This is a genomic window from Veillonella sp. 3913 (assembly GCF_003992235.1).
Classification (GTDB): domain Bacteria; phylum Bacillota; class Negativicutes; order Veillonellales; family Veillonellaceae; genus F0422.
This window is the reverse complement of sequence record NZ_RQVF01000001.1, coordinates 520,014-542,675: the sequence shown is the minus strand read 5'-3', so window position 1 is coordinate 542,675 and position 22,662 is coordinate 520,014. Positions and strand designations below refer to the sequence as shown.

Annotated in this window: 23 protein-coding genes; 22 read left to right on the top strand and 1 reads right to left on the bottom strand. The window is 40.5% G+C overall.

Features of this window, described 5'->3' with window-relative positions:
* Positions 1-72: 72 nt before the first annotated feature.
* Positions 73-1,371: a DEAD/DEAH box helicase gene (locus tag EO113_RS02695; protein ID WP_127135489.1), complete on the bottom strand. Its 1,299-nt coding sequence runs from the start codon at positions 1,369-1,371 to the stop codon at positions 73-75.
* Positions 1,372-1,825: 454 nt separating this feature from the next.
* Between EO113_RS02695 and EO113_RS02690 the strand changes: the two genes are divergently transcribed.
* The 22 genes from EO113_RS02690 (at position 1,826) to EO113_RS02585 (ending at position 22,660) form a co-directional block, all read left to right on the top strand.
* Entirely contained in the window at positions 1,826-2,056 is a 231-nt protein-coding gene (locus EO113_RS02690; protein WP_127135488.1) for a FeoA family protein, read from the top strand.
* Positions 2,057-2,070: 14 nt separating this feature from the next.
* Entirely contained in the window at positions 2,071-4,449 is a 2,379-nt protein-coding gene (gene feoB, locus EO113_RS02685; protein WP_127135487.1) for a ferrous iron transport protein B, read from the top strand.
* Positions 4,450-4,589: 140 nt separating this feature from the next.
* Complete coding sequence (locus EO113_RS02680) at positions 4,590-4,778, top strand: FeoB-associated Cys-rich membrane protein (RefSeq protein WP_127010884.1); 189 nt, start codon at positions 4,590-4,592, stop codon at positions 4,776-4,778.
* A 126-nt stretch (positions 4,779-4,904) separates the two neighbouring features.
* Complete coding sequence (locus tag EO113_RS02675) at positions 4,905-5,165, top strand: DUF6110 family protein (protein WP_127010883.1); 261 nt, start codon at positions 4,905-4,907, stop codon at positions 5,163-5,165.
* A 3-nt stretch (positions 5,166-5,168) separates the two neighbouring features.
* Positions 5,169-7,298, top strand: coding sequence for a heavy metal translocating P-type ATPase (locus tag EO113_RS02670; protein WP_127135486.1), 2,130 nt, complete (start codon positions 5,169-5,171; stop codon positions 7,296-7,298).
* A 429-nt stretch (positions 7,299-7,727) separates the two neighbouring features.
* Positions 7,728-8,123 (top strand): hypothetical protein, encoded by a 396-nt coding sequence (locus EO113_RS02665; RefSeq protein WP_127135485.1) that lies wholly within the window; start codon positions 7,728-7,730, stop codon positions 8,121-8,123.
* 1 nt (position 8,124) lies between these two features.
* Positions 8,125-8,970, top strand: coding sequence for a hypothetical protein (locus tag EO113_RS02660; protein ID WP_127135484.1), 846 nt, complete (start codon positions 8,125-8,127; stop codon positions 8,968-8,970).
* A gap of 210 nt (positions 8,971-9,180) precedes the next feature.
* Complete coding sequence (gene waaF, locus EO113_RS02655; RefSeq protein WP_127135483.1) at positions 9,181-10,200, top strand: lipopolysaccharide heptosyltransferase II; 1,020 nt, start codon at positions 9,181-9,183, stop codon at positions 10,198-10,200.
* Entirely contained in the window at positions 10,200-11,243 is a 1,044-nt protein-coding gene (locus EO113_RS02650; RefSeq protein ID WP_127135544.1) for a glycosyltransferase family 9 protein, read from the top strand. The genes waaF and EO113_RS02650 overlap by 1 nt, the downstream gene beginning before the upstream one ends.
* A gap of 2 nt (positions 11,244-11,245) precedes the next feature.
* Positions 11,246-12,157, top strand: a complete 912-nt coding sequence (locus tag EO113_RS02645) for a 3'-5' exonuclease (RefSeq protein WP_127135482.1) — start codon at positions 11,246-11,248, stop codon at positions 12,155-12,157.
* A 31-nt stretch (positions 12,158-12,188) separates the two neighbouring features.
* Entirely contained in the window at positions 12,189-13,574 is a 1,386-nt protein-coding gene (locus EO113_RS02640) for an aminopeptidase (RefSeq protein WP_062403198.1), read from the top strand.
* 4 nt (positions 13,575-13,578) lie between these two features.
* Positions 13,579-13,953 carry a hypothetical protein gene (locus EO113_RS02635; protein WP_062403195.1) on the top strand — a complete coding sequence of 125 codons (375 nt, stop codon included), beginning with the start codon at positions 13,579-13,581 and terminating at the stop codon, positions 13,951-13,953.
* 19 nt (positions 13,954-13,972) lie between these two features.
* Positions 13,973-14,341 carry an arsenate reductase family protein gene (locus tag EO113_RS02630; protein WP_009372193.1) on the top strand — a complete coding sequence of 123 codons (369 nt, stop codon included), beginning with the start codon at positions 13,973-13,975 and terminating at the stop codon, positions 14,339-14,341.
* Positions 14,342-14,448: 107 nt separating this feature from the next.
* A complete protein-coding gene (gene rimP, locus EO113_RS02625) occupies positions 14,449-14,907 on the top strand; it encodes a ribosome maturation factor RimP (RefSeq protein WP_009372209.1) in 459 nt (152 codons plus the stop codon).
* 12 nt (positions 14,908-14,919) lie between these two features.
* On the top strand, positions 14,920-16,017 hold the full coding sequence (gene nusA, locus EO113_RS02620; RefSeq protein WP_009372179.1) for a transcription termination factor NusA: 1,098 nt from the start codon (positions 14,920-14,922) through the stop codon (positions 16,015-16,017).
* A 1-nt stretch (position 16,018) separates the two neighbouring features.
* Positions 16,019-16,285, top strand: a complete 267-nt coding sequence (rnpM, locus tag EO113_RS02615; RefSeq protein WP_038145077.1) for an RNase P modulator RnpM — start codon at positions 16,019-16,021, stop codon at positions 16,283-16,285.
* Positions 16,278-16,589, top strand: a complete 312-nt coding sequence (locus tag EO113_RS02610; protein ID WP_009372159.1) for a ribosomal L7Ae/L30e/S12e/Gadd45 family protein — start codon at positions 16,278-16,280, stop codon at positions 16,587-16,589. Before rnpM ends, EO113_RS02610 begins: the two co-directional genes overlap by 8 nt.
* Before the next feature lie 13 nt (positions 16,590-16,602).
* Positions 16,603-19,269, top strand: coding sequence for a translation initiation factor IF-2 (gene infB, locus EO113_RS02605; RefSeq protein WP_127135481.1), 2,667 nt, complete (start codon positions 16,603-16,605; stop codon positions 19,267-19,269).
* A gap of 9 nt (positions 19,270-19,278) precedes the next feature.
* Positions 19,279-19,629: a 30S ribosome-binding factor RbfA gene (gene rbfA / locus EO113_RS02600; protein WP_009372220.1), complete on the top strand. Its 351-nt coding sequence runs from the start codon at positions 19,279-19,281 to the stop codon at positions 19,627-19,629.
* Complete coding sequence (locus tag EO113_RS02595) at positions 19,629-20,570, top strand: bifunctional oligoribonuclease/PAP phosphatase NrnA (protein ID WP_127135480.1); 942 nt, start codon at positions 19,629-19,631, stop codon at positions 20,568-20,570. Before rbfA ends, EO113_RS02595 begins: the two co-directional genes overlap by 1 nt.
* On the top strand, positions 20,570-21,469 hold the full coding sequence (gene truB / locus EO113_RS02590) for a tRNA pseudouridine(55) synthase TruB (RefSeq protein ID WP_127135479.1): 900 nt from the start codon (positions 20,570-20,572) through the stop codon (positions 21,467-21,469). Before EO113_RS02595 ends, truB begins: the two co-directional genes overlap by 1 nt.
* A 249-nt stretch (positions 21,470-21,718) precedes the next feature.
* A complete protein-coding gene (locus tag EO113_RS02585; protein ID WP_062403182.1) occupies positions 21,719-22,660 on the top strand; it encodes a bifunctional riboflavin kinase/FAD synthetase in 942 nt (313 codons plus the stop codon).
* Positions 22,661-22,662: the final 2 nt, after the last annotated feature.

The window sequence follows — 22,662 nt, the reverse complement described above, 5'->3', positions numbered from 1 at the left end:
TAGCCTTTTTTGTAATATACTGTTAAGCAACGGACACCTCTCTTAGAAGAACCGTCTGCCGGTACTAGAAACTTATCGTTTACCTCGACCACGATTGCTAGAGCCACTAGATTTTGTACGGCGTACCCGTGTGTTGGCCCCTTTATGACCACGAGCTTTGTGAGCTTTTGCTTTCGTCGCTTGGTAGGTACTTTTAATTTTAGGTTTCTTGCTAGCAGTTTCCTTCTTAGGCGCTAAGCCAGAACCTTTTGTTTTCACTTGTCCATCCTTGGTGTATTTTGTCAAAGTAGCTTGGATGGATCGTTCGATGCGGCGTACCCAAATTTCTTCAGCTGGCGTAGCAAAGGTTACGGCAATACCAGTGGAGCCAGCACGACCAGTACGGCCGATGCGATGGATGTAATAATCCATGTCGTGCGGTACATCAAAGTTGTATACGTGGCTAACACCTTCAATATCGATACCACGAGCGGCAATGTCGGTAGCTACTAAAATAGGGGGATTGCCTTTAGCAAATTCTTTCAAGACTTGCGTACGACGGCCCTGTGTCATATCTCCATGAATTTCACCAAGCTCTACACCTTTGCGAGCTAAATCGTAGGCGAGTTTGATAGCTCCCTCTTTGGTGTTACAGAATACGATAGCTAGATATGGATTATCTGCTTCTAGCATCGCCACAAGGCGATTCACTTTGTCCTGTTCTTCCATCATGTATACTTTTTGCTCGATGGTGTCGAGGGTAATATTTTCCCCTTGTACAGTCACAGAGGTAGGTTTTTGCATATAGGCTTTTGCTAAATTGCGGATTTTATCTGGTATGGTAGCGGAGAACATTAATAGTTGACGTTTACCGTCGGTGCCACTGATGAGTTTTTCAATATCTGGTAAGAATCCCATATGAAGCATTTGGTCTGCTTCATCCAACACAACACGACGGATGGAATGTAAATGTAAGGTACCACGGTTGACGTGATCCAGCAAACGACCCGGAGTGCCGATGATGACATGAGGACGGCGACCTAGCTTTTGCAATTGTCCTTCTATTGTTCTGCCCCCTATGAGAGGTAGTACATCTACCCCTAATATAGCACCTAAATGGCGTGCTTCCTCTGCAATTTGTTGGATTAGCTCACGAGTTGGGGCGATGATAAGGGCTTGCTCCTGTTGCACATCTACGTGGATGCGTTGTAATAGTGGTAACAAGAATGCCAGCGTTTTGCCTGTCCCTGTTTGGGCTTTGGCGATTACATCTTGTCCTTTGAAGATGAGGGGAATCGATTTTTCTTGGATCGGCGTTGGTTCTTTCACGCCCACCTTTTGTAATGCTTGTATCAGTTCAGGCACGATGCCTAAGGATTGAAATGATTTCATAATGTATCTCCGTTTCTAAATGACTTAATAGTATTATTATATCATATTTCTAGCTAGGTGGACCTGTTAAAGTTCTTTCACATAGTGATGTAATGCCATGGAATAGATGGTTTAGTTGTGAAGGAAAGGGTATTAGCTCCAAATAGGTATTCTTTATAAGTATTTGTAGAATCATTTTTAGTTATAGATAATGAGAAATATATACCTTACATATCATTATTAATTAAAAAGAAGAATTGAGAATAATAAAAAGGCATGATTAATATACTATTGATAAATAGATTGTTTGCACAAAATACACTTGATAAAAATAGATTTATAATTTCACAAAACGATAAAAATAAAACGAGATTCATTATTGATAATATTTTATAATGTGCTATAATATAAATAATACTCATATAACTATATATGATAGGTTTGGTTGTTATGTTTTATATGTAGGAGGTGTACTATGGTTAAGAAGCTATCCGAGATGAAACCAGGTGACGTTGGTACTGTTGTAGCTATCAATGGATTTGGCAACATTAAGCATCGCTTGGTGGACATGGGTGTGGTACCAGGAACGGCTGTGCGCGTTATGAAGTATGCGCCATTAGCAGACCCAGTGGAAATCAAAGTGAAAAACTTCGAATTATCACTACGCGTAAGTGAAGCACAAATGATCGAAATTGAAGTCCAATAAGGAGAATTGCTAAGATGGCAGACAACACACATACCAAGATTCAGGTTGCTTTAGCGGGTAACCCTAACTGTGGTAAAACAAGTATTTTTAACAATATGACGGGATCCCGTCAACACGTAGGTAACTACGCAGGTGTTACAGTAGAGAAAAAAGTTGGGGAGACGAAAATTGATGGTCATGACATTGAAATCATCGACTTACCAGGTACGTACTCCTTAACAGCACGTTCTCTCGATGAATTGGCAGCACGTAACGTTATCATCAATGAAAATCCAGAATTGATTGCCAATGTAGTAGATGCGTCCAATCTAGAACGTAACCTATACTTAACAGCACAATTAATTGAATTAGAACAACCATTGCTACTTGTTTTGAACATGGTAGACGTGGCAAAAGAAATGGGTTTAAAATTCAATAATAAAAAATTAGAAGAATTAACAGGTTCCACAGTAGTAGAAACTATCGGCCGTGTTAATAAAGGTACAGAAGATGCACTACGTGGCATTGTGAAAGTATCTAAAGAACGCAAAATCCCTAATGTTCGCGTTAACTATGGCGAAGTATTAGAGCCAGCTATCGCAGAATTAGAAGTAGAAGTGGCAAAACTTGACACTGGTCGTTATCCACATCGCTGGGTAGCTATCAAGTTATTAGAACAAGATACAGATATCATAGAAAAAGTACAAGAATTAGACAAATCTGGTGTGGTGCTTAGCAAAGCAGAAGCATTGCGCACAGAATTGAACAAATCTGTTGATATGGATATCGTATTCCAAGAATACCGTCATCGTTTTGCAGTAGACGTATTCAACGGCGTGCTAGAAGTAGTGCCTGACCATAAAGATACCAAATCCGACAACATCGATAAAATCTTAACGAATCGTTGGTTAGGGATTCCTATCTTCTTATGCATCATGTGGGTTATGTTCTACCTAGTTATCAACATAGCAGAATATCCTAAAGGATGGTTGGAAGACGCATTCAAATTATTAACAGATTTCATCGGAGCTAATCTTGAAGATGGCTTGTTAAAATCTTTATTGAATGACGGTATCATCGGTGGTGTAGGGGCTGTTATTAGCTTTATCCCACACATCGTTCTATTATTCGTATCTATTTCCTTCTTAGAAGATACTGGTTACATGGCTCGTGCGGCATTCGTTATCGACCGTGTGATGCGTGGTGTAGGTTTACATGGTAAATCTTTCATCCCTATGTTATTGGGCTTTGGTTGTAACGTACCATCCATCATGGGTGCTCGTATCCTTGACAACCCAAGAGACCGTATGATTACGATCTTAGTATCTCCATTTATGAGTTGTAGTGCTCGTTTGCCAGTATATACATTATTAGCATCAGCATTCTTCGCACCAGAAGATGCACCAACGATCTTGTTAGGTATCTATACATTGGGTATCGTCGTAGCTGTTGTAACTGCAAAAGTACTTCGTACGTATGTATTTAAAGGTGAAGCAGAACCATTCGTAATGGAAATGCCTCCATACCATATGCCAACACTTCGTTCCGTAGGCATTCATATGTGGGAACGTTCCGTGATGTACCTTAAAAAAGCAGGTACATTCATCTTGGCATCATCCATCTTGATTTGGTTCTTAACATCCTTCCCACAAGATGTAGAATACTCTCAAGACTATGATGCAGCTCGTGAACAAGTGACAATGACACATGCTCAGATGGCAGATGAGATTTTAGTGAATGCTACGTTGGTAACAGAAGAACAACAAGCAGAGGCGAATGATATCTTAGGTCAAATGCTTGCCTTAGACGAAGAGCATAAAGATGACCCTCCGGCTGAAGAGGAAGAAGCTACAGCAGAAGAAGCAACTCAAGAAGAAGCTGTAGAAGAACCTGCATACTTTGAAGAATTAAAAGCTGAAGAGTTATATCCAGTGGCTTGGGCTTTATATGTAAACCATAAAGCAGAAGAAGATGAAATCAAAGAATTAGATCTTCAACAAGGTAAAGAAAAAATTGAACAATCCTATGCAGCCGAATTAGGACGTTTTATTCAACCTATAATGGAACCACTTGGATTTAACTGGCGTATAAACATTGCCGTAATAGCCGCAGTAGCAGCGAAAGAAGTAATGGTAAGTACATTAGGTACTATTTACGCGATCGAAGCAAGTGAAGATGACTCCACATCCTTAGAAGAATTCTTGGCTAATGATCCAGACTTCACACCAGCCATCGGTTTAGCTTTGATGGTATTCGCCTTGCTATATTTACCATGCTTGGCGACTATGGCGGTATTAAAACGTGAAACTGACTCCTGGAAATGGTTTGGTGCTGTGTTTGCATACACTAGTATCTTAGCTTGGGTGGGTGCGTACATTGCAGTTCATCTTGGACGTGCTTTAGGTTTGGGCTAATCAATATTGATAGTAAACAAACAATATAATTGAGATTGAGAAAAGTTTTATTTCAAAATTTATTGATATTATGCGGTTTGTTGTATTCGCAAAATAATTTTCAAAAAGTACTTGAAAATGAGAAGGAGATAGTGTATACTATGGATAGTGTTATTGTATACGCAATTGGTTTACTAGCTGTTCTCTATGTTGCATACCGAGTATATAAAAGCGCAACAAGCGCAGGCGGTTGTGGCGGCGGATGTGGTGGAGGATGTGGTTCCTCTTCTGAATCCGAATCAGGATGCGGCTGTGGCTGTGGTGGTCACGAAGAACAAGATCAAAAGTAACTAATTCGATACCATAAGTATGGTAAGAGGGACTCCGATAACACGGGCCCCTCTTATCTTTATAATTATTAATTTTAATATATTTTCATGTATTAATGTGACGGAGATCACAGAAAGGAACTAACAATGTTCAACGTAAAAAAAGAAACTTTAAGAGATGCTAATGTATTCGCAGCTGGTTTAGCTTTAGGCACAGTAGGTGTAAAAGTATTAACTTCTAAAGATGCTCGCAAAGTATACGCTAATGTAGTTGCAGCTGGCCTTCGTGCAAAAGACAGCATCTTAAAAACTACTGAAAAATTACAAGCTTCCACAGACAGCATCTTGGCTGAAGCACAAGAAATCAACGAAACTCGTGACGAAGAAGTATTAACAGAAGGAAAATAATCCATGATGCAATTTAAAATGTTGCAACGCTTGTCCCGTCGTCTTCATGTACGCATTGAGGGACGTAAGTTTAATGACGCACAGGCTCAATTTATTGAAGATACATTGATGGCCTGTGAAGCCATTACCAAAGCGAACTTCTACACTCGTTCTGGGGACATCATCATCAAGCATACTGGTGATGAAAGTGCGGTGAAAGCTGCTTTATTCGGACTTAACGATTTGGATTTAGCCAATGCACCAGCATTGCATGAACTTTCACCTCGCCTTGTCAACAAGCGTTACAAAGAAGAAATGATCGATAAAACATTGCTTTATATCGGTAAAAAAATCGTGTTACCAGCACCTATTGCAGCAGCATGGTCTTGGTTCGATGGTATCAAGTTCATCGGTACAGCGATCAAAACATTGTGGAAACGCAAATTGACCGTAGAAGTATTAGATGGCGTAGCTATCGGTGCCGCATTATTGCAAAAAGATTACTCCACAGCGGGCGCTGTGATGTACTTATTAGGCATCGGCGAAATCTTGGAAGAATGGACATTACGTAAATCCGTGCTTAACCTTGCGGAAAGCATGTCCTTGAACGTAGACAAAGTTTGGGTTCTTGTAGACGGCGTAGAAGTGAGCAAACCAATCGGTGAAGTACAAGTGGGTGACGTAGTTGTAGTTCGTCAAGGTGAAGTGGTGCCATTGGACGGCCAAGTTGTGGATGGCGTAGTTCTTGTGAATGAAAGCTCCATGACTGGGGAACCTGAACCAGTTCGTCGTGATGCAGGTACATCTGTGTATGCAGGTACCGTCGTAGAAGAAGGTCAATGTTCCTTCGAAGTACGTACTACAAGCAAACATACTCGTTTCGAGCAAATCGTAAACTTGATTGAAGAATCTGAACAAATGAAATCCGGTATGGAACAAAAAGCATATCGCATGGCAGATAAATTAGTACCGGTGAGTTTCTTAGGGGCTTTCGCAACCTTTGCCTTAACTCGCAACTTGATGAAAGCCTTATCTTTCGTTATGGTAGATTTCTCCTGCGCATTGAAATTGTCCATTCCATTGGCAGTGTTATCCGCTATGCAAGAAGCAAGTAACCGTGGTATCACTGTTAAAGGTGGTAAATTCTTGGAACGCATTGCAGAAGCAGATATGATCGTTTTCGATAAAACAGGTACCTTAACAAAAGCAGAACCTGTATTCCAAGAAATCATTCCTTTTAATGGTAATGATGCAGATGATATGTTGACATTAGCAGCTTGCTTGGAAGAGCATTTCCCTCATTCCATGGCGAAAGCAGTAGTGACAGCGGCGCAAGATCATCATTTACCACATAAAGAAATGCATTCCAAAGTAGAATATGTTGTGGCACATGGCATTGCATCCAAAGTGGGTAACCGCAAAGTGCGTATCGGTAGCCATCACTTCATTTTTGAAGATGAAAAAACAACAATTCCAGCTGGAGAAGAAGCTAAATTTGAAAATCTTCCAGAAGGTTGTTCCTATCTATACTTAGCGATTTCTAACGTCCTATCTGCGGTTATTTGTATTAAAGACCCAGTGCGTGAAGAAGCGAAAACTGTTATCCGCGAACTTCATGAGTTAGGTGTTAAGAAAATCGTTATGATGACTGGCGATAGCCGTAAAAATGCAGAACGCGTTGCAGCGGAAATTGGTATTGACGAAGTTCATGCGGAAGTTATGCCAACTGACAAAGCTGATTACGTGCGTAAAGCAAAAGAAGAAGGCTACACAGTGATGATGGTAGGGGACGGTATCAACGATTCCTTGGCGTTATCTGAAGCGCATGTAGGCATTGGTATGAATGAAGGTGCACCAATTGCACAAAAAATTGCCAATGTCACAGTGTCCAGTGATAACTTAACTGCTATTGTTGACTTACGTCGTATCTCCATGAAATTAATGGATCGTATTAAAATTAACTATAACTCCATCGTAGGCGTGAATGGTGGTCTTGTAGGATTGGGCGTGTTAGGTGTAATGCCTCCTAGCTCCACTGCATGGATTCACAACTTGTTCACACTAGGTGTGGGTATGTATAGCATGACTCCATTATTGGAAAAACCTAAAACAACAAACGATGACTGCATCGAAGTAGAAGCAGTTGTAGCATAACATATTTATAAAGGCTCTCGTCTTTGACGAGAGCCTAAAATATGGTATACTATAGTTGTAACAACAAGAAGAACCCGATGTGTGTTTGGCGTTAGGTTCATCTTAGAATCAAGCAAAATATGATGACCCTAACGTGTGCAGCGCTAGGGTCGTTATATTACAAACTACTAATTATTTTAGTAACTGTAATACGGCAACTACTAAGGTAAGAAAAGCAATGATTAATTGGATCTTTTCATAATTACGCATAGTATCACCACCTTTCGGTGATAAACCTAACTCACGTCGAGTTCTTATAATCAGTATATCATAATTAGCATCCGTAAGGGTGCTTTTTTGTTTGTAAAATTGAAATGCCTATGTATTTATAAGATGGCCGATGTTTGTTATACTATAGGAAGAGATAATTTGTTGTAGAAAGGAAATTATATGTCAACCATACAAGATGTAGTGCAACGCACGATGTATATGAGTATATTTTTTATATTGATTCCTCTAGGGGCCTATACGATTCATACGGGGATGAGCGCCATGGTGGCAGGGGTGAGCTATGCAGTGCTGTCTCTATTCATTCCTATTTTTTACTTGCGTTCTAGTGAAAGTGGCTTTGGTCCTAAGGCTCGCAGAATACCGATTTGTGTATACATACTAGCTTGGGCATTGGTACAAGGTGGTACCTTCTTGGTGTTTAACAATTTAGATTTATCTTGGTTATGGAATCTATCTACTATCGGTCGTGATGTGGTATTTGCCATTATCATGTATTGCCAAGTGACCTTGTCTTTAGTATTAGCGCTAGCAGGTGGAAAGAATACAGAGGTGTAATATGAGAAGTTATATAAAATTTTACAGCTGGTCCATGCTCTGGATTATTCCACTCAGCTTGGTATTTAGCTTAGGGCAGTTCGACACATCTAGCATTATTATGTTCGTCATCGCCTCCTTGGGGATCCCTTTGGGTCTGAAAGCGGTGCCAAGACTGGCTGGGCAATTTGACTTTCACCTAGGGAAAGGCCATTATACATATTCTTGGCTTTGGTGGAATCTATTCTTTTTCTTTGGTAATGGTGTGTTGCCTTTTACCTTGCCAAAAGAACCTATCTATGTGATGCTAGTTTGGGTGTTGACTATGTTAGTTGTGGTGGCACTCATGATCGGTACAGCGAAACTATTAGATTGCTGGATGGCACGAAAAGAACGTCATTACTTTATCGATACAGTATTGAACATTTCTACCTATGCATTGCCATTGCCGATGCTATTTTTAGGGGATGTGATGTACCTCAATCTAGAGGATCCTATCATTCAAGCATCGTTAGATGCACAGGGCTTTGCAGGACTCATTGCTAGCCTATATATCGGGGTAGTGCTCATGATACTTACCACTATTGGTAGTATGGTCCTATACTTATATCCACGTCGCACAGCATTATGGCCTCGTGTAACTGCCATCGTAGTCATGGCAGTGTGGTGGGTGGCAACCAATGCACATATCCTATTTGGTGGATACATTCCAGACATTGTGAAAGTCTGGGCGGGGAAAGCATTGCCAGCTTTTACAGGTAGCCCATTAGTATATATTACGCCGTCTGTGTTTGAAATCTGCGCTATTGCTTTAAGTGTGGCAATTGGATTAGGAATAGAAAAATTATGGCTAAGTAAGAAAGCTTAAAGTGCGTGAAGGGCACAAAACTTAGAAAATAGTATATAAGAAGAATTAGATACAGCGTGAGAAACAGGATAGGTTATAAACTTATCCTGTTTTCTGTGAATAAAAATAATTTTCTGAAAAACCTAGGGAAGAGCGTCATTTTTTCCTTTTTCAGCATATCTTATGGTATACTAAGAGAGTATAGTTATAGGTCAGTGAAAGGGCTGTAGTATGAAAGAAGATGTACGAATTTTAATCATTAAAATGAGTTCTCTAGGCGATATTATTCATGCCTTACCAACGCTGTATGCGTTGCGTCAACAATATCCGAAGGCGCATATTGCATGGGCCGTTCATGAACAGTTTAAGGATGTTATCCCTCTCAAACCTTGGGTGGATGAAATCATCATCATAGATAAGAAACAATTAAAACGGCTTTCCTATTGGAAACAACTATGGAAGTTATTACATGAAAAAAACTTTGATATTTCCTTAGATCTACAATCCATTGCGAAAAGTGCCATTGTGGCTGGTCTTAGTGGTGCGAAGAAACGCTATGCTTATTGGGAACTTCGTGAGGGAAGTTGGCTTGTGAATACAGCGCTAGTAGGTGATCATAAAATGGATCACGTTATCGAGCGCTATTTAGATACGGCTCGTGCCTTGGGCTGTGATGTAGATGACATCGCATTCCCATTGCCGATTTTTACAGAGGCAGAAACTGCGGTGACACAGAAGTTAAATGCTAGAGGGGCTTTTATTGAAAATCCCTATATTGTCATGGCTCCAGGGGCGCGTTGGGCAGTGAAGGAATGGCCTATTTCTCATTTTGTGGAGCTTGGCAAGCGATTGGTAGCAGCAGGTGAGACAGTGGTGCTCATTGGTGCCCAAGAGGATGCGGACAAAGGTCGTGCTATTGTGGACGGCGTCGGCAGTAACAATGTAGTAAATCTCATTGGTGACACGAATTTAAAAGAACTCATTGAGGTCATTCGTCACAGTGCTTTGTACATCAGCGCCGATACGGGGCCTTTGCATATTGCTAATGCTTTAAAAGTACCATTGATTGCTTTGTTTGGGACTACTTGCCCAGAACGGACAGGTCCTTATGGGGGCGATCATATTCATATTATTGTTTCACCTACATCACGGGCGACCTTAGAGAGACCATTGGTGGAAGATTTGGAATGTATGGCACAGATTACGGTGGACACTGTATTTGATACAGTGAAAGAAATGAGGAATTTATGATAGAGTTAGATGGAAAGCGGATTGTGGTAACCTTCTTGATGCATTTAGGCGATGTGGTGCTGACCACACCGTTTATCCATGCTCTTAGAAAGTTGGCGCCTCACAGCCATATTACCTATGTGATTGATAAAAAGTTGGCAGATGTATATCGTCATAATCCTTATATTGATGCTCTAGTAGAAGTGGATAAAAAGGGCATCCATAATAGCATCGGTGGGTTGAATCAAATTGCCAAAGAGATTCGCAGTCAAGGGGCTGTGGATGTTGTGATCAACTTGCATCCTAATGAACGGACGTCCTATTTAGCTTGGAAATTGAAAGCTAAGGTAACAACGGGGATGAGTCACTTTTTGTTCCGTCCGTTTATGACGAAGGTAACGCGATTGAACCGTAAAACGGTGCATGCTGCCCAGATGTATATGAATGTGCTAGAGCAGTTAGGATATGTGATAGAACATGAAGGGCTAGAAATCTTTACTAGTCCTGAGTGGGATGAAAAGGTGCAAGCATTTTATGCCTCGCAAGGAGTGACGGAAACAGATTGCCTTATTGGGTTCAATATTGGTAGTGCTGTACCAGAAAAACGTTGGCCCAAGGAACGATTTGCCCATATTGCAGATACCTTAGCAAAAGAAGGGTATAAAATAGTATTCTTTGGTGGACCTATGGATGAAGAGATGGTACAGGATGTACTAGATACGATGACAGAACCTGCCATTAAGGGAACCGGGCAGTTTAGCATTGGAGAATTGGCAGCAGCCATGAAACGATGTGATTGCTTGGTCACAAATGACTCAGGTCCTATGCATGTAGGGGTGAGCCAAAAAGTACCGATCGTAGCGCTCTATGGACCATCGAATCCAGCCTTGTATGGGCCTTTCACAGAGAAGGCTGTGGTCTTAGAATCTATGGAACATTACGATGTGAATAAAAATATGAAACAGGTTTTAAAAGAGGGCAACTACAAAGGTTTGTCTGTCATTTCTGAGGAATCTGTATTAGCAGGCATACGGACGATGTTAGAGAGAAAGGGTATGAAGTAAGGATGCACTATATTGTATTTGACTTGGAATGGAACCAGCCCTATACATTAGAACCGAATATGATACGGCGCTCAGGATTTCCATTCATTGGTGAAATTATACAAATAGGTGCTGTAAAACTAGATGAAAGTCTGCAAATTGTAGACCAATTTGAAGTATTTATTACTCCTAAATTTCTACCTATTATGCATCATTCGGTGGAGAAGTTGACCCATATTACTATGGATAAATTGCGTAAAGAAGGGGTATCTTTCCGACGTGGGTGCGAAAAGTTTTTACGTTTTGTTGGTCCCGATGGTATATTGGTGTCTTGGGGGCCCGATGATATCAATATGCTGATGGATAATGCATTTTGCCATAAGGTTCATGTACATCAAGAAGTACCTTGGTTTGATGCGCAATCTTTATATGCAAAAACGATGCACGATTGTAGTCAACAATATGCATTGCAAAAAGCGATGGATGAGATGCAAGTGCAAGCGCCGAATTTACAAGCCCATAATGGCCTGCATGATGCCATTTGTACAGCCATGGTATGCCAACGATTTCCATTTTTAGAAGCCTTACAAAAGAAGCGAGAAAAACAAGGAAAACAACGGTGTTTTTATGGGCTTTCACGACATGAACATAAAATATTTGAGTCCATTGTGACCATGCCTCGTATATTCCGGCAAAGCAATCGGGCGAAAACTGCATGTCCTGTTTGTAAGGAGCCTTTGCATTTAGACCCTATCGTGGGAGTAGTAAAACACCGCTTTTTATCGATGGGATCTTGCAAGGAACATGGCACCTTTGGGGTCCACTGGTATGTAGGAAAATCTATTAGCAAGCATTTAGGAAAACGCTATTATGTTTCCAAAATGGTCACCAATGCACCTAAAGGATTGCGTGAATTATATGCGCGTAAAAAATAAATATTAAAATTTGAAAAGAAAGGAGCTAAGTATGGAACGTAGAAATGCTTGGCATGAATATACAGAAGAACAATTACAAGAGATTGATACTTTAACCACGAAGTATCGCCATTTTCTAGATCATGGTAAAACAGAGCGTGAATGTGTAGACCAAATCGTGGAGGCAGCAGAAGCAGCGGGATATCGCAATATGGACAGTGTTATCAAAGAAGGTGCTACGCTGAAAGCAGGAGATAAGGTCTATTATGTGCACATGAAAAAAGCGGTAGCTATGGTGAACATAGGTACAGAGCCGATTGAACAGGGGATGAATATCTTAGGTGCTCATATTGATTCTCCTCGGTTAGATGTGAAGCAAAATCCATTCTATGTGGATAGTGATTTAGCACTATTAGATACACATTATTATGGGGGCATCAAAAAATACCAATGGGTGACAATGCCGCTAGCTATCCATGGGGTAGTGGTAAAACGCGATGGTACTGTCATCAATCTTGCCATCGGTGAAAACCCAACAGACCCAGTATTTTGCGTAACAGACTTATTGCCACATTTGGGACAGGAACAAATGGAGAAAAAGGCAGCCAAAGTGGTAGAAGGAGAGCAATTGGATCTTCTTATTGGTAGCCGTCCTGTGAAAGGGGAATTAAAAGATGGTGTGAAAGCCTATGTATTGCAAGTACTACAAGAACAATATGATTTTGAAGAAGAAGATTTCTTATCCGCAGAACTTGAAATTGTACCAGCTGGTGCAGCGAGAGAGTTAGGGTTCGACCGTTCTATGATCATCGGTTATGGACAAGATGACCGTGTATGTGCTTATACATCCTTAGTAGCGATGTTAGAAACTGAGAATGTGAGCCGAACTACCTGTACTTTATTGGTAGATAAAGAAGAGATTGGTTCTGTTGGTGCAACAGGTATGCAATCTCGTTTCTTTGAGAACTTCATGGCAGAAGTATTGGAAGCCATGGGTCATACCTCACCATTAGCAGTACGACGAACTTTATCCAATAGCCATATGTTATCTTCCGATGTAAGTGCTGGTTTTGATCCACTCTATGCGAGTGCCTTTGAAAAGAAAAATGCTGCTTTCTTAGGTCGTGGCGTGGTATTTAATAAATTTACCGGTTCTCGTGGTAAAAGTGGCTCCAATGATGCTAATGCAGAATACATGGCTCGTATTCGCCATTTGATGGATCAAGATAATATTTCCTACCAAACAGCTGAATTAGGCCGTGTAGATCTTGGCGGTGGCGGTACGATTGCCTATATTATGGCTCTGTATGGTATGGATGTGATCGACTGCGGCGTGGCTGTGCTCAGCATGCACTCTCCTTGGGAGGTGACGAGCAAAGCCGATATTTACGAAGCAAAACGTTGTTATTTAGCGTTCTTAGCGGCGAAAGGGGAATAATCCTATGACAACACATGGTGAAATGGAACGTGTGAAAGTAGATATTTTTAGTATGACTAAAGATGAAGCAGCGCAATTTATCGAGGATAAGGCATACTTTATGATGACTTTGCGTAAATTGATGTATGAATATTGCCCTATTGTAAAAGTAGAGCGATTTGATCCTGCGGAAGGTGAAAGTATTTCGGGGTACTTGACGGAAGATCTAGAACAAGCACAAACTCCAGTCTTATCTGTGGTGTTAGATCCTTTTGAAGTTTCTGCTATGAAAGTGGCAGAAGAACGAGGTAAATTAAAAGAGTATGTCTTTGCGGCTAGCGAAATGACAGAAGTTTTATTACAGGTATTAAAAGAAAAATTTTCTAATGGTGAAATATAGTAATTGGGGGAACATAGAAATGTTATATATTGAATATCCAAAATGTACGACTTGCAAACGAGCAAAAAAATATTTAGATGATCATGGTATTCACTATACCCATCGTGATATTAAAGAAGAAAACCCAACAGCAGAAGAATTAGGTGTATGGTATCCAAAAAGCAAGAAAGCAGATATTAAAGCCTTCTTTAATACATCTGGTCAAATTTATCGTGGAGAAGGTATTAAAGATAAATTACCAACTATGACAGAGGATGAGAAGTTAGCCTTATTAGCAACGAATGGTATGTTGGTGAAACGTCCTATTTTGGTCTTAGAAGATACAGTGCTTGTAGGATTCAAAGAACAAGAATGGGAAGATGCCTTAAAACGTAATGGTTTACTGTAGCTATTTTTAGTTAGTTGTGGTATACTAGAAGTAACTTTTATAGAATCTATTAAAAGAGTGAGCTGCGGCTCACTCTTTCTCTTATACTAATGCAGGGAGGGGATAAGATGAAACGTGACGCCGTAGAGGAATTTGTGTCCGAAGTAGTAGAAACGATTATAGAGTCTACGGAGTTAGAGCTTGTAGATGTGGAGTACGTGCATGAGCGGGAATGGTACTTGCGTGTATTTTTAGACAAAGAAGGTGGCATCGACTTAGATGACTGCCAAATGGTGAGTGAAAAATTAAGCGAAGTATTGGATGCAAAAGACCCAATCAAAGAAAATTATTTGTTAGAAGTATCTTCTCCAGGATTGGATCGAGTGTTGAAAAAAGAAAAAGATTTCATTCGCTACCATGGACGTGATGTGGATATCCAATTGTTTAAACCTATTGATGGTAAAAAGCAATACACAGGATCTTTGCAAGGCTATTCTGATGAAGTCATCACGATTCAGGTGCAAGAAGAACGTATTGATCTAGAACGTGCAGCTATTGCACAAATTCGTTTACATTTAGATTTTTAAGGGAGGAAACCAGTGAGTCAAGAATTAGTACAAGCGGTATTAGCAGTTACTAAACAAAAAGGGGTGGCACCAGAGATTATTTTTGATTCTCTTGAAGTGGCATTATTACAAGCCTATCGTAAAGAGGTGGGAGCAAATCAAGAGGCATATATTTATTTCAATCGTGAAACAGGTGATTATAAAGTGTTGGCTAAGAAAACAGTAGTGGACACGCCTGAAAATGAAGAAGTAGAAATTGCGTTAGTAGATGCTCGTCAATTGGATAAACGTATGGAAATCGGCGATATTATCGAAGTGGATGTAACGCCAAAAAACTTCGGTCGTAGTGCAGCCCATACGGCAAAACAATTGCTGATTCAACGCTTGAAAGAAGCAGAACGCAACATTGTCTATGATGAATATTCCAGCCGTGAAGGCGATATTTTGACTGGTTTGGTGGAACGTATTGAGGGTCGAAATGTATTCATTAATCTAGGAAAAACTGAGGCGATTTTACCTGTATCTGAACAAATTCCTAGTGAAAGCTATGCTGTGGGAGATCGTATTAAATGCTACATTGTGGAAGTGAAAAAGACCACTAAAGGTCCTCAAATCATGATTTCCCGTACACATCCTGGTTTATTAAAACGCTTGTTTGAATTAGAAGTGCCAGAAATTGCAGAAGGTACAGTGGAATTAAAATCGGTAGCTCGTGAACCAGGTATGCGTTCTAAAATTGCTGTTGTATCTCGCGAGGAAGAAGTGGATGCAGTAGGCGCGTGTGTTGGTCCTAAAGGACAACGTGTACAAAATATCGTGGATGAGCTAAATGGCGAAAAAATAGATATTGTGAAATGGGATGAAGATCCAGCGGTATATATTGCCAATGCCTTAAGTCCAGCAAAAGTGGTAAGCGTAGTAGCTCGTGATGAAGAAAAAACATCTTCTGTTGTGGTGCCAGATTACCAACTTTCACTGGCTATCGGTAAAGCAGGTCAAAATGCCCGTTTAGCGGCGAAATTAACAAACTGGAAAATTGATATTAAAAGTGAAACACAAGCCGCTGAAGCCGGTGAATATGTGGAATCTGATGATATGATTTCCTTGGATGCTTTTGGAGATGAAGACTAATATGAAACAGAAGTCTCAGCCTATGCGAGTATGTGTGGGATGTGGAGAACTTCTTCCCAAGAAAGAGTTAACACGTGTTGTGTTGAGTCCAACGGGAGAGATTTCTATTGACCCCACAGGTAAAGCCCCTGGACGGGGAGCATATATGGAAATGAAAGTAGAATGCCTAGACATGGCGTATAAAGCCAAACGATTAGAGCGTTCGCTAAAACATAAAGTTTCACAAGAAATTTATGAATCTTTAAAGGAACAAATATCCCATGAATAAAGAAAAAGTGTTGAATATATTAGGATTAGCACAGCGAGCAGGTCGCTTATTATCAGGCGATTTTGTAGTGGAACGGTCCATGAAGCGGCAAGCCTATCCACTGTTGATTATGGCGGAAGATTGTGCGCAGAATAATGCTAAAAAATATATGCACTTAGCCGAGTCTCATCAGGTGCCCCTTCGTTTAGTAGGGACCAAAGAGGAACTAGGTAGAGCATTGGGAAAAGAAATGCGAGCAGTTATATTAGTAAATGATGCTGGATTTGCTAAATCCTTGCTAGCTGAAATAGATAAGAATCAGTAGAGGGGGAATGTAGATGTCCAAAAAAAGAGTATATGAAGTAGCAAAAGACCTAGGTGTAGAAAATAAAGTAGTGATTGATGCTTTAAAAAAGCACAATGTAGAAGTGAAAAGCCATATGAGTACAGTGGAGGATTCACAAGTATCTATGATTAAACAATCGTTAGCTGGTGGCGCTAAACAAGCACAAAGTGAAGCGCCAAAAGCAACTCAACAAGCACCGCAAAAGAAAGTACACGAATACCGTCGCAATGAAGATGGCGAAAGACGTGGACCTAAACAAGATAGAAATAATCGCAATGATCGTAACGATCGTGGAGACCGTAATGACCGTGGTGAAAAGCGTGACCGCCCATTCAATCGTGATGGTAAAAATAATGGTCAACGAGATCATCGCAATGATAGAAATGACCGTGGAGACAATCGTTCTAACCAACGAAATGGTCAAAGCCGTGATGGTCGTCGTCCAGAAGGTCGCAATGATCAACGTCAAGACAATCGCAATGGTGGTAATCGTCCTAACAACGGTGGCAGATTCGACCGCAATAATGACCGCAATCATGATCGCAACAACAATCGTAGTAACGATCGTAATAATGATCGTAATAATGATCGTCGCAATGATGGACCACGTCGTGAACGCCGCTTAGAGATTCCACAAGTGGATCCAGCTCTTACTGTGAAAACCGAAGGTCGTGATCGTCAAGCGAGCCGTGAAGTGGATCGTCAAAAAGAAAATCGTCGTTTTGAATCTGAACATCGCAATGAAAATCGTAGCGAGCGTCGCAATAAAAAAGATAAAAAAGGTAAAAAAGGCGAACGTACTCAATCCTTAGTATCTTCTGCGTTGCAAAAAAATAAAAATAAGGTTAAGCAACGTAATGAGCAACACATCAAACAAAAAGAAGAAGAACGTCGTAAGGCTGAAGCAGCGATTGCTACGTCTATCGAACTATCTGGGCCATTAACTGTTAAAGAATTGGCTGAAAAAATGGGCCGTGAAGTATCTGAAATCATCAAAAAATTGATGATGTTAGGTGTTATGGCTACCATCAACCAAGAAATTGATGTGGAAACCGCTATGGTATTAGCAGAAGATTTCGGCGTGGAAGTAGTAGAAGTAGAACCTGAACAAGATCCTACAGAAATCATCGAAATCGAGGATAGCCCAGAAAGCTTACAAGCTCGTCCACCAGTTGTTACCATCATGGGTCATGTTGACCATGGTAAAACATCTTTGTTGGATGTGATTCGTTCTACCAATGTAACAGCTTCTGAAGCAGGTGGTATTACGCAGCATATCGGTGCCTACCAAGTTCGCTATGAAGGTAATAAAATTACATTCCTTGATACACCAGGCCATGAAGCTTTCACAGCGATGCGTTTGCGTGGGGCTCAGTCCACGGATATCGCAGTCCTTGTGGTAGCTGCTGATGATGGTGTTATGCCACAAACTATTGAGGCTATCAACCATGCTAAATCTGCAGAGGTGCCAATTATCGTAGCCATCAATAAAATGGATAAACCAGGTGCGAACCCTGACCATGTAAAACAACAACTGTCTGAACATGGTTTGTTGCCAGAAGAATGGGGCGGTGATACCATCATGGTTCCCGTATCTGCTAAACAACGTCAAGGTATTGAAGATCTATTGGAAACTATCTTGTTGGTAGCAGAAGTACAAGAATTGAAAGCGAACCCTAACCGTAAGGCACAAGGTATCGTTATCGAAGCCCAATTGGATAAAGGCCGTGGTCCTGTATGTACAGTATTGGTACAAAAAGGTTCCTTACGTGTAGGGGAAACGATCCTTGCCGGTGTGGCATATGGTAAAGTACGTGCTATGACGAATGAACGTGGAGAAAAAGTAAAAGTGGCTCGTCCATCTATGCCTGTGGAAATTTTAGGTTTATCTGATGTGCCACAAGCTGGTGAAGTGATATTCGCTGTAGATGACAACGAAGCTCGTTCCATTGCAGAAAAACGTATTGAAAAACAACGCATTACTGAAATGAATGCGAAAACAAAAGTCACTCTTGATGATTTGTTTAACCAAATGCAACAAGGAGAATTGAAAGACTTAAATATTATTATCAAAGGTGACGTACAAGGTTCTGTAGAAGCGTTACGTCAATCCTTAGAGGGCATTAAAAACCCAGAAGTACGCATCAACATTATCCACAGTGCAGTAGGTGCCATCAACGAATCTGATGTGATGTTAGCCTCTGCATCGGGTGCGATTATTATCGGCTTTAACGTGCGTCCAGATGCGAATGTACGTAAAGAAGCAGAAAAAGAAAGTGTTGACCTTCGTACATACCGTGTCATCTACGATGCGATCAATGAAATTGAAGCCGCTATGCGTGGTATGTTAACTCCTCAATTTAAAGAAGTGATCTTAGGCCGTGCAGAAGTGCGCCAAGTGATTTCTACTCCGAAAGCTATTGTAGCTGGTTCCTATGTAACGGAAGGTAAAATCACAAATAACTCTGAAATTCGCTTAATCCGTGATGGTATTGTTATCCATGAAGGCCATATCGATTCCTTGCGCCGTTTCAAAGATGAAGTGAAAGAGGTAGCGACAAGCTTTGAATGTGGTATTTCCTTAGAACGTTACCGCGATGTGAAAGAAGGCGACGTTATCGAAGCGTACAAAATGGAAGAAATTGCCCCAGAAGTATAGGAGGTATCCATGAGTGAAGTTCGTGTACGAAAATTACAAGAGTTTATTAAACAAGAAGCAAGTCAAATCTTATTGCGCGGGTTGAAAGACCCTCGCATCGGATTTGTCACTGTTACCGATGTACGTGTTACTGGTGATTTGCGAGAAGCTACGATTTATGTAAGCTTATTCGGTAGTGAAGCGGAGAAACAACAGTCTTTAGAGACTTTGCGTAGAAGCGCTGGCTACTTCCGCTCTGAACTAGGAAAGGTACTTCAATTGCGCCATATTCCTAGTATTGCCTTTGATGCAGATACATCCTTAGATTACAGTATGCACATCGAAGGATTATTAAATTCTATTAAACAAGAGGAACAATAATGGCAAAAATTAGTATTGATCAACTAAAAACATCGATTGATACAGCCCATTCCATTCTTCTTACCGTTCATGTTAGTCCTGATGGAGATGCTATTGGTTCCATGCTCGCTATGTATGAAGCCTTGGTAGCCCAAGGGAAAACAGTTCGCATGGTAGTAGATGATGTGATTCCTGAAAAGTTTTCTTTTCTTCCACTATGCTCTAAGATTGAGCCTATTGAAAGTTTAGAAACCGGTTATACATCGGATATGCTACTTATTTTGGACGCTAGCACATTTGAACGAATTGGAGAAGTAGGTGTACGAGTGAGTGCACCTACTTTTAATATAGACCATCATATTTCTAATACAGAATTTGCAGACGGCTTATATTTACGTCCTGATTTTTCTTCTACTGGAGAAACCGTGGCGTACCTATGTAAGATATGGAATTGGGAAATCACTCAATCGATGGGACAAGCTTTGTACATGGCTATGGCTACAGATACAGGGTTCTTTAAATTCTCTAATACAACAGCACATACGATGGAGATGTCAGGTCTATGTTTACAAGCAGGAGCACAACCACATGTGATTTCTGAAGCGATTGAGCAAGTCGAACAATCTCGAATAGAGACATTGAAAGAAGTATTAGAGCAAGTACGTTTTCATCATGATGGACAAGTAGTATCTATGAGTTTAACATTGTCTATTATGGAGCGTGTAGGGGATGATACCGATGGGTTTGTGGATATGATTCGAAACATCAAAGGTGTGGATGTAGCTATCGTTTTAAAAGCGAAAACAGAGACGGTAACTCGTGCTAGCATTCGCTCCAAAGTGCGAGATGCAAACCAAATTGCTAGTCACTTTGGCGGTGGTGGGCATATTCGAGCAGCTGGCTGCTCTATCGAAAGTCCTATCCACGAAGCATTGGAACAAATCTTAGCGGTGATTGATTAATGGATGGTGTTATTTCTTTAATCAAGCCACCAGGTATCACGAGCCATGATGCGATCGGTATTTGTCGACGCATTTTGAAAGAGCGCCGTATCGGTCATAGTGGGACGTTAGATCCATTGGCGTATGGAGTGCTACCTATCTTTGTCGGAAAAGCCACTCGTGCCATCGAATACACAGAGTCCATTGGTAAAACCTATGTGGCGGAATGCAAATTTGGCGTTGAAACAGATACAGAAGATAGCACAGGGAATATATTACGTACTTTAGATAGTATTGAGGCTCCTAGTTGGGGTGAATTAGAACAAGCAGTGCAGTCCTTCCAAGGTTCGATTGAACAACAGCCATCTAAGTATTCTGCTATCAAAATCAATGGGCAACGTGCTTATGATTTAGCCCGTGCAGGAGTAGAATTTGAACTGCCATCTCGTTTTATTCATATCCATGACATCGAGTTACTGGCCTATGCATTTCCATTCTTTACCATTCGTGTACGATGTTCTGCGGGAACTTATGTGCGCGCTTTGTTACGGGATATATGTCAGCGATTGGGTCTATGTGGTATGATGACACAATTATGCCGTACCGCAGTCGGTCAATGCAACATTGAACAGTCTGTGACCATCGAAGAACTAGAAACACTGGTGGAACAAGCTGTACAGCCAGTAGATACTTTGCTAATGCACTTGCCAGCGGTGTATATCAATGATATTAATCGAACACGCTTGGTGCAAGGGAAACAAGTTCCAATCCATACAATCAAACCGAATGGAACTTTCTGTGTGTCGCCAGATGAAATCACAGTAGATACATTAGTGAGAGCCTATGATGCGAATGGGTTTATGAGTATCTTGCGACGATTGGATGACACTTTAAAAGTAGAGAAAAATATATACATATGATGTAAGTATAAAAATGGTCAGGAACCTTATGGGAACCTGACCATTTTCTTGTGTATACTATTTGATAGAAAAGCATCTTATATGGCGTGTATTATACTGAATAGGATATTACAAATTAAACTGTATAGGTGATATTGTATTTCTTTTAGAGAAATACATGTATACACTTTCTATAGTCTTCGGTTGTGTTATAATAAAGAGTAAACGAAATAAAAGTTCTATTTCATATTTCAAAAGATAAGGATCAATATGAATATTTTATATACGATATCAGAGTTAGATACGATACAGGAGCCCATTGTATATGGAATGGGAACCTTTGATGGACTGCATTTAGGTCATCAATCAATCATTAAGGAAGTCTGTGACAGCGCTAAGGCATGTCATGGAGTTTCTGTGATTGTTACCTTCGATGCTCATCCATTTACTATATTACAACCGCGACAAATTCCACCTCGTTTGTTACAACGAGAAGAACGATATGATATGTTAAAGGCTATGGGTGTTGATTATATATTGGAGCTTCCTATGACTCAAGAATTAGTAGCGCAGTCAGGAGAAGATTTTATTCATGATTTATGTGCCCATCGCGATGTACTGAAAATAGTGGTAGGTGCAAACTTTAATTTTGGATATAAAGGGTTAGGTAATTCTCAGTTAATTCGTCAGTTATATCCGTCTATTGAAGTCCATGATCAAGAATTGGTACGTTATGATTGGATTGATGCCCCTATATCGAGCACTGCCATACGTAGTAGTATTTTACGTGGTGATATTGAATTAGCTAATACCATGCTAGGTAGACCTTACCGATTTACGGGCACAGTAGTAAAAGGGGATCAACGGGGGCGCACTTTGGGGTTTCCTACATTAAACTTTCATTTCCCAGATACTATGGCAGCGCCAGCTGATGGTGTGTATGTAAACCAAGTATATATTGGTGGCAAATGGTATGGTGCAGTAGGTAATATGGGAGATAATCCAACTTTTACGAATCAATATCATCGTTTTGAAACCCATTTATTTGATTTTTCTGATGATGTATACGGAGAAGTGGCTACGGTAGAATTTCTTGCTTTTATCCGAGGAGAAGTAAAGTTTGATTCCCTGCAAGCCCTTATCGATCAAATGGAAGATGATAAGACCTTTGCATTAAAGCATTTACATAGTACTATCTATAAAAAATTCTAAGG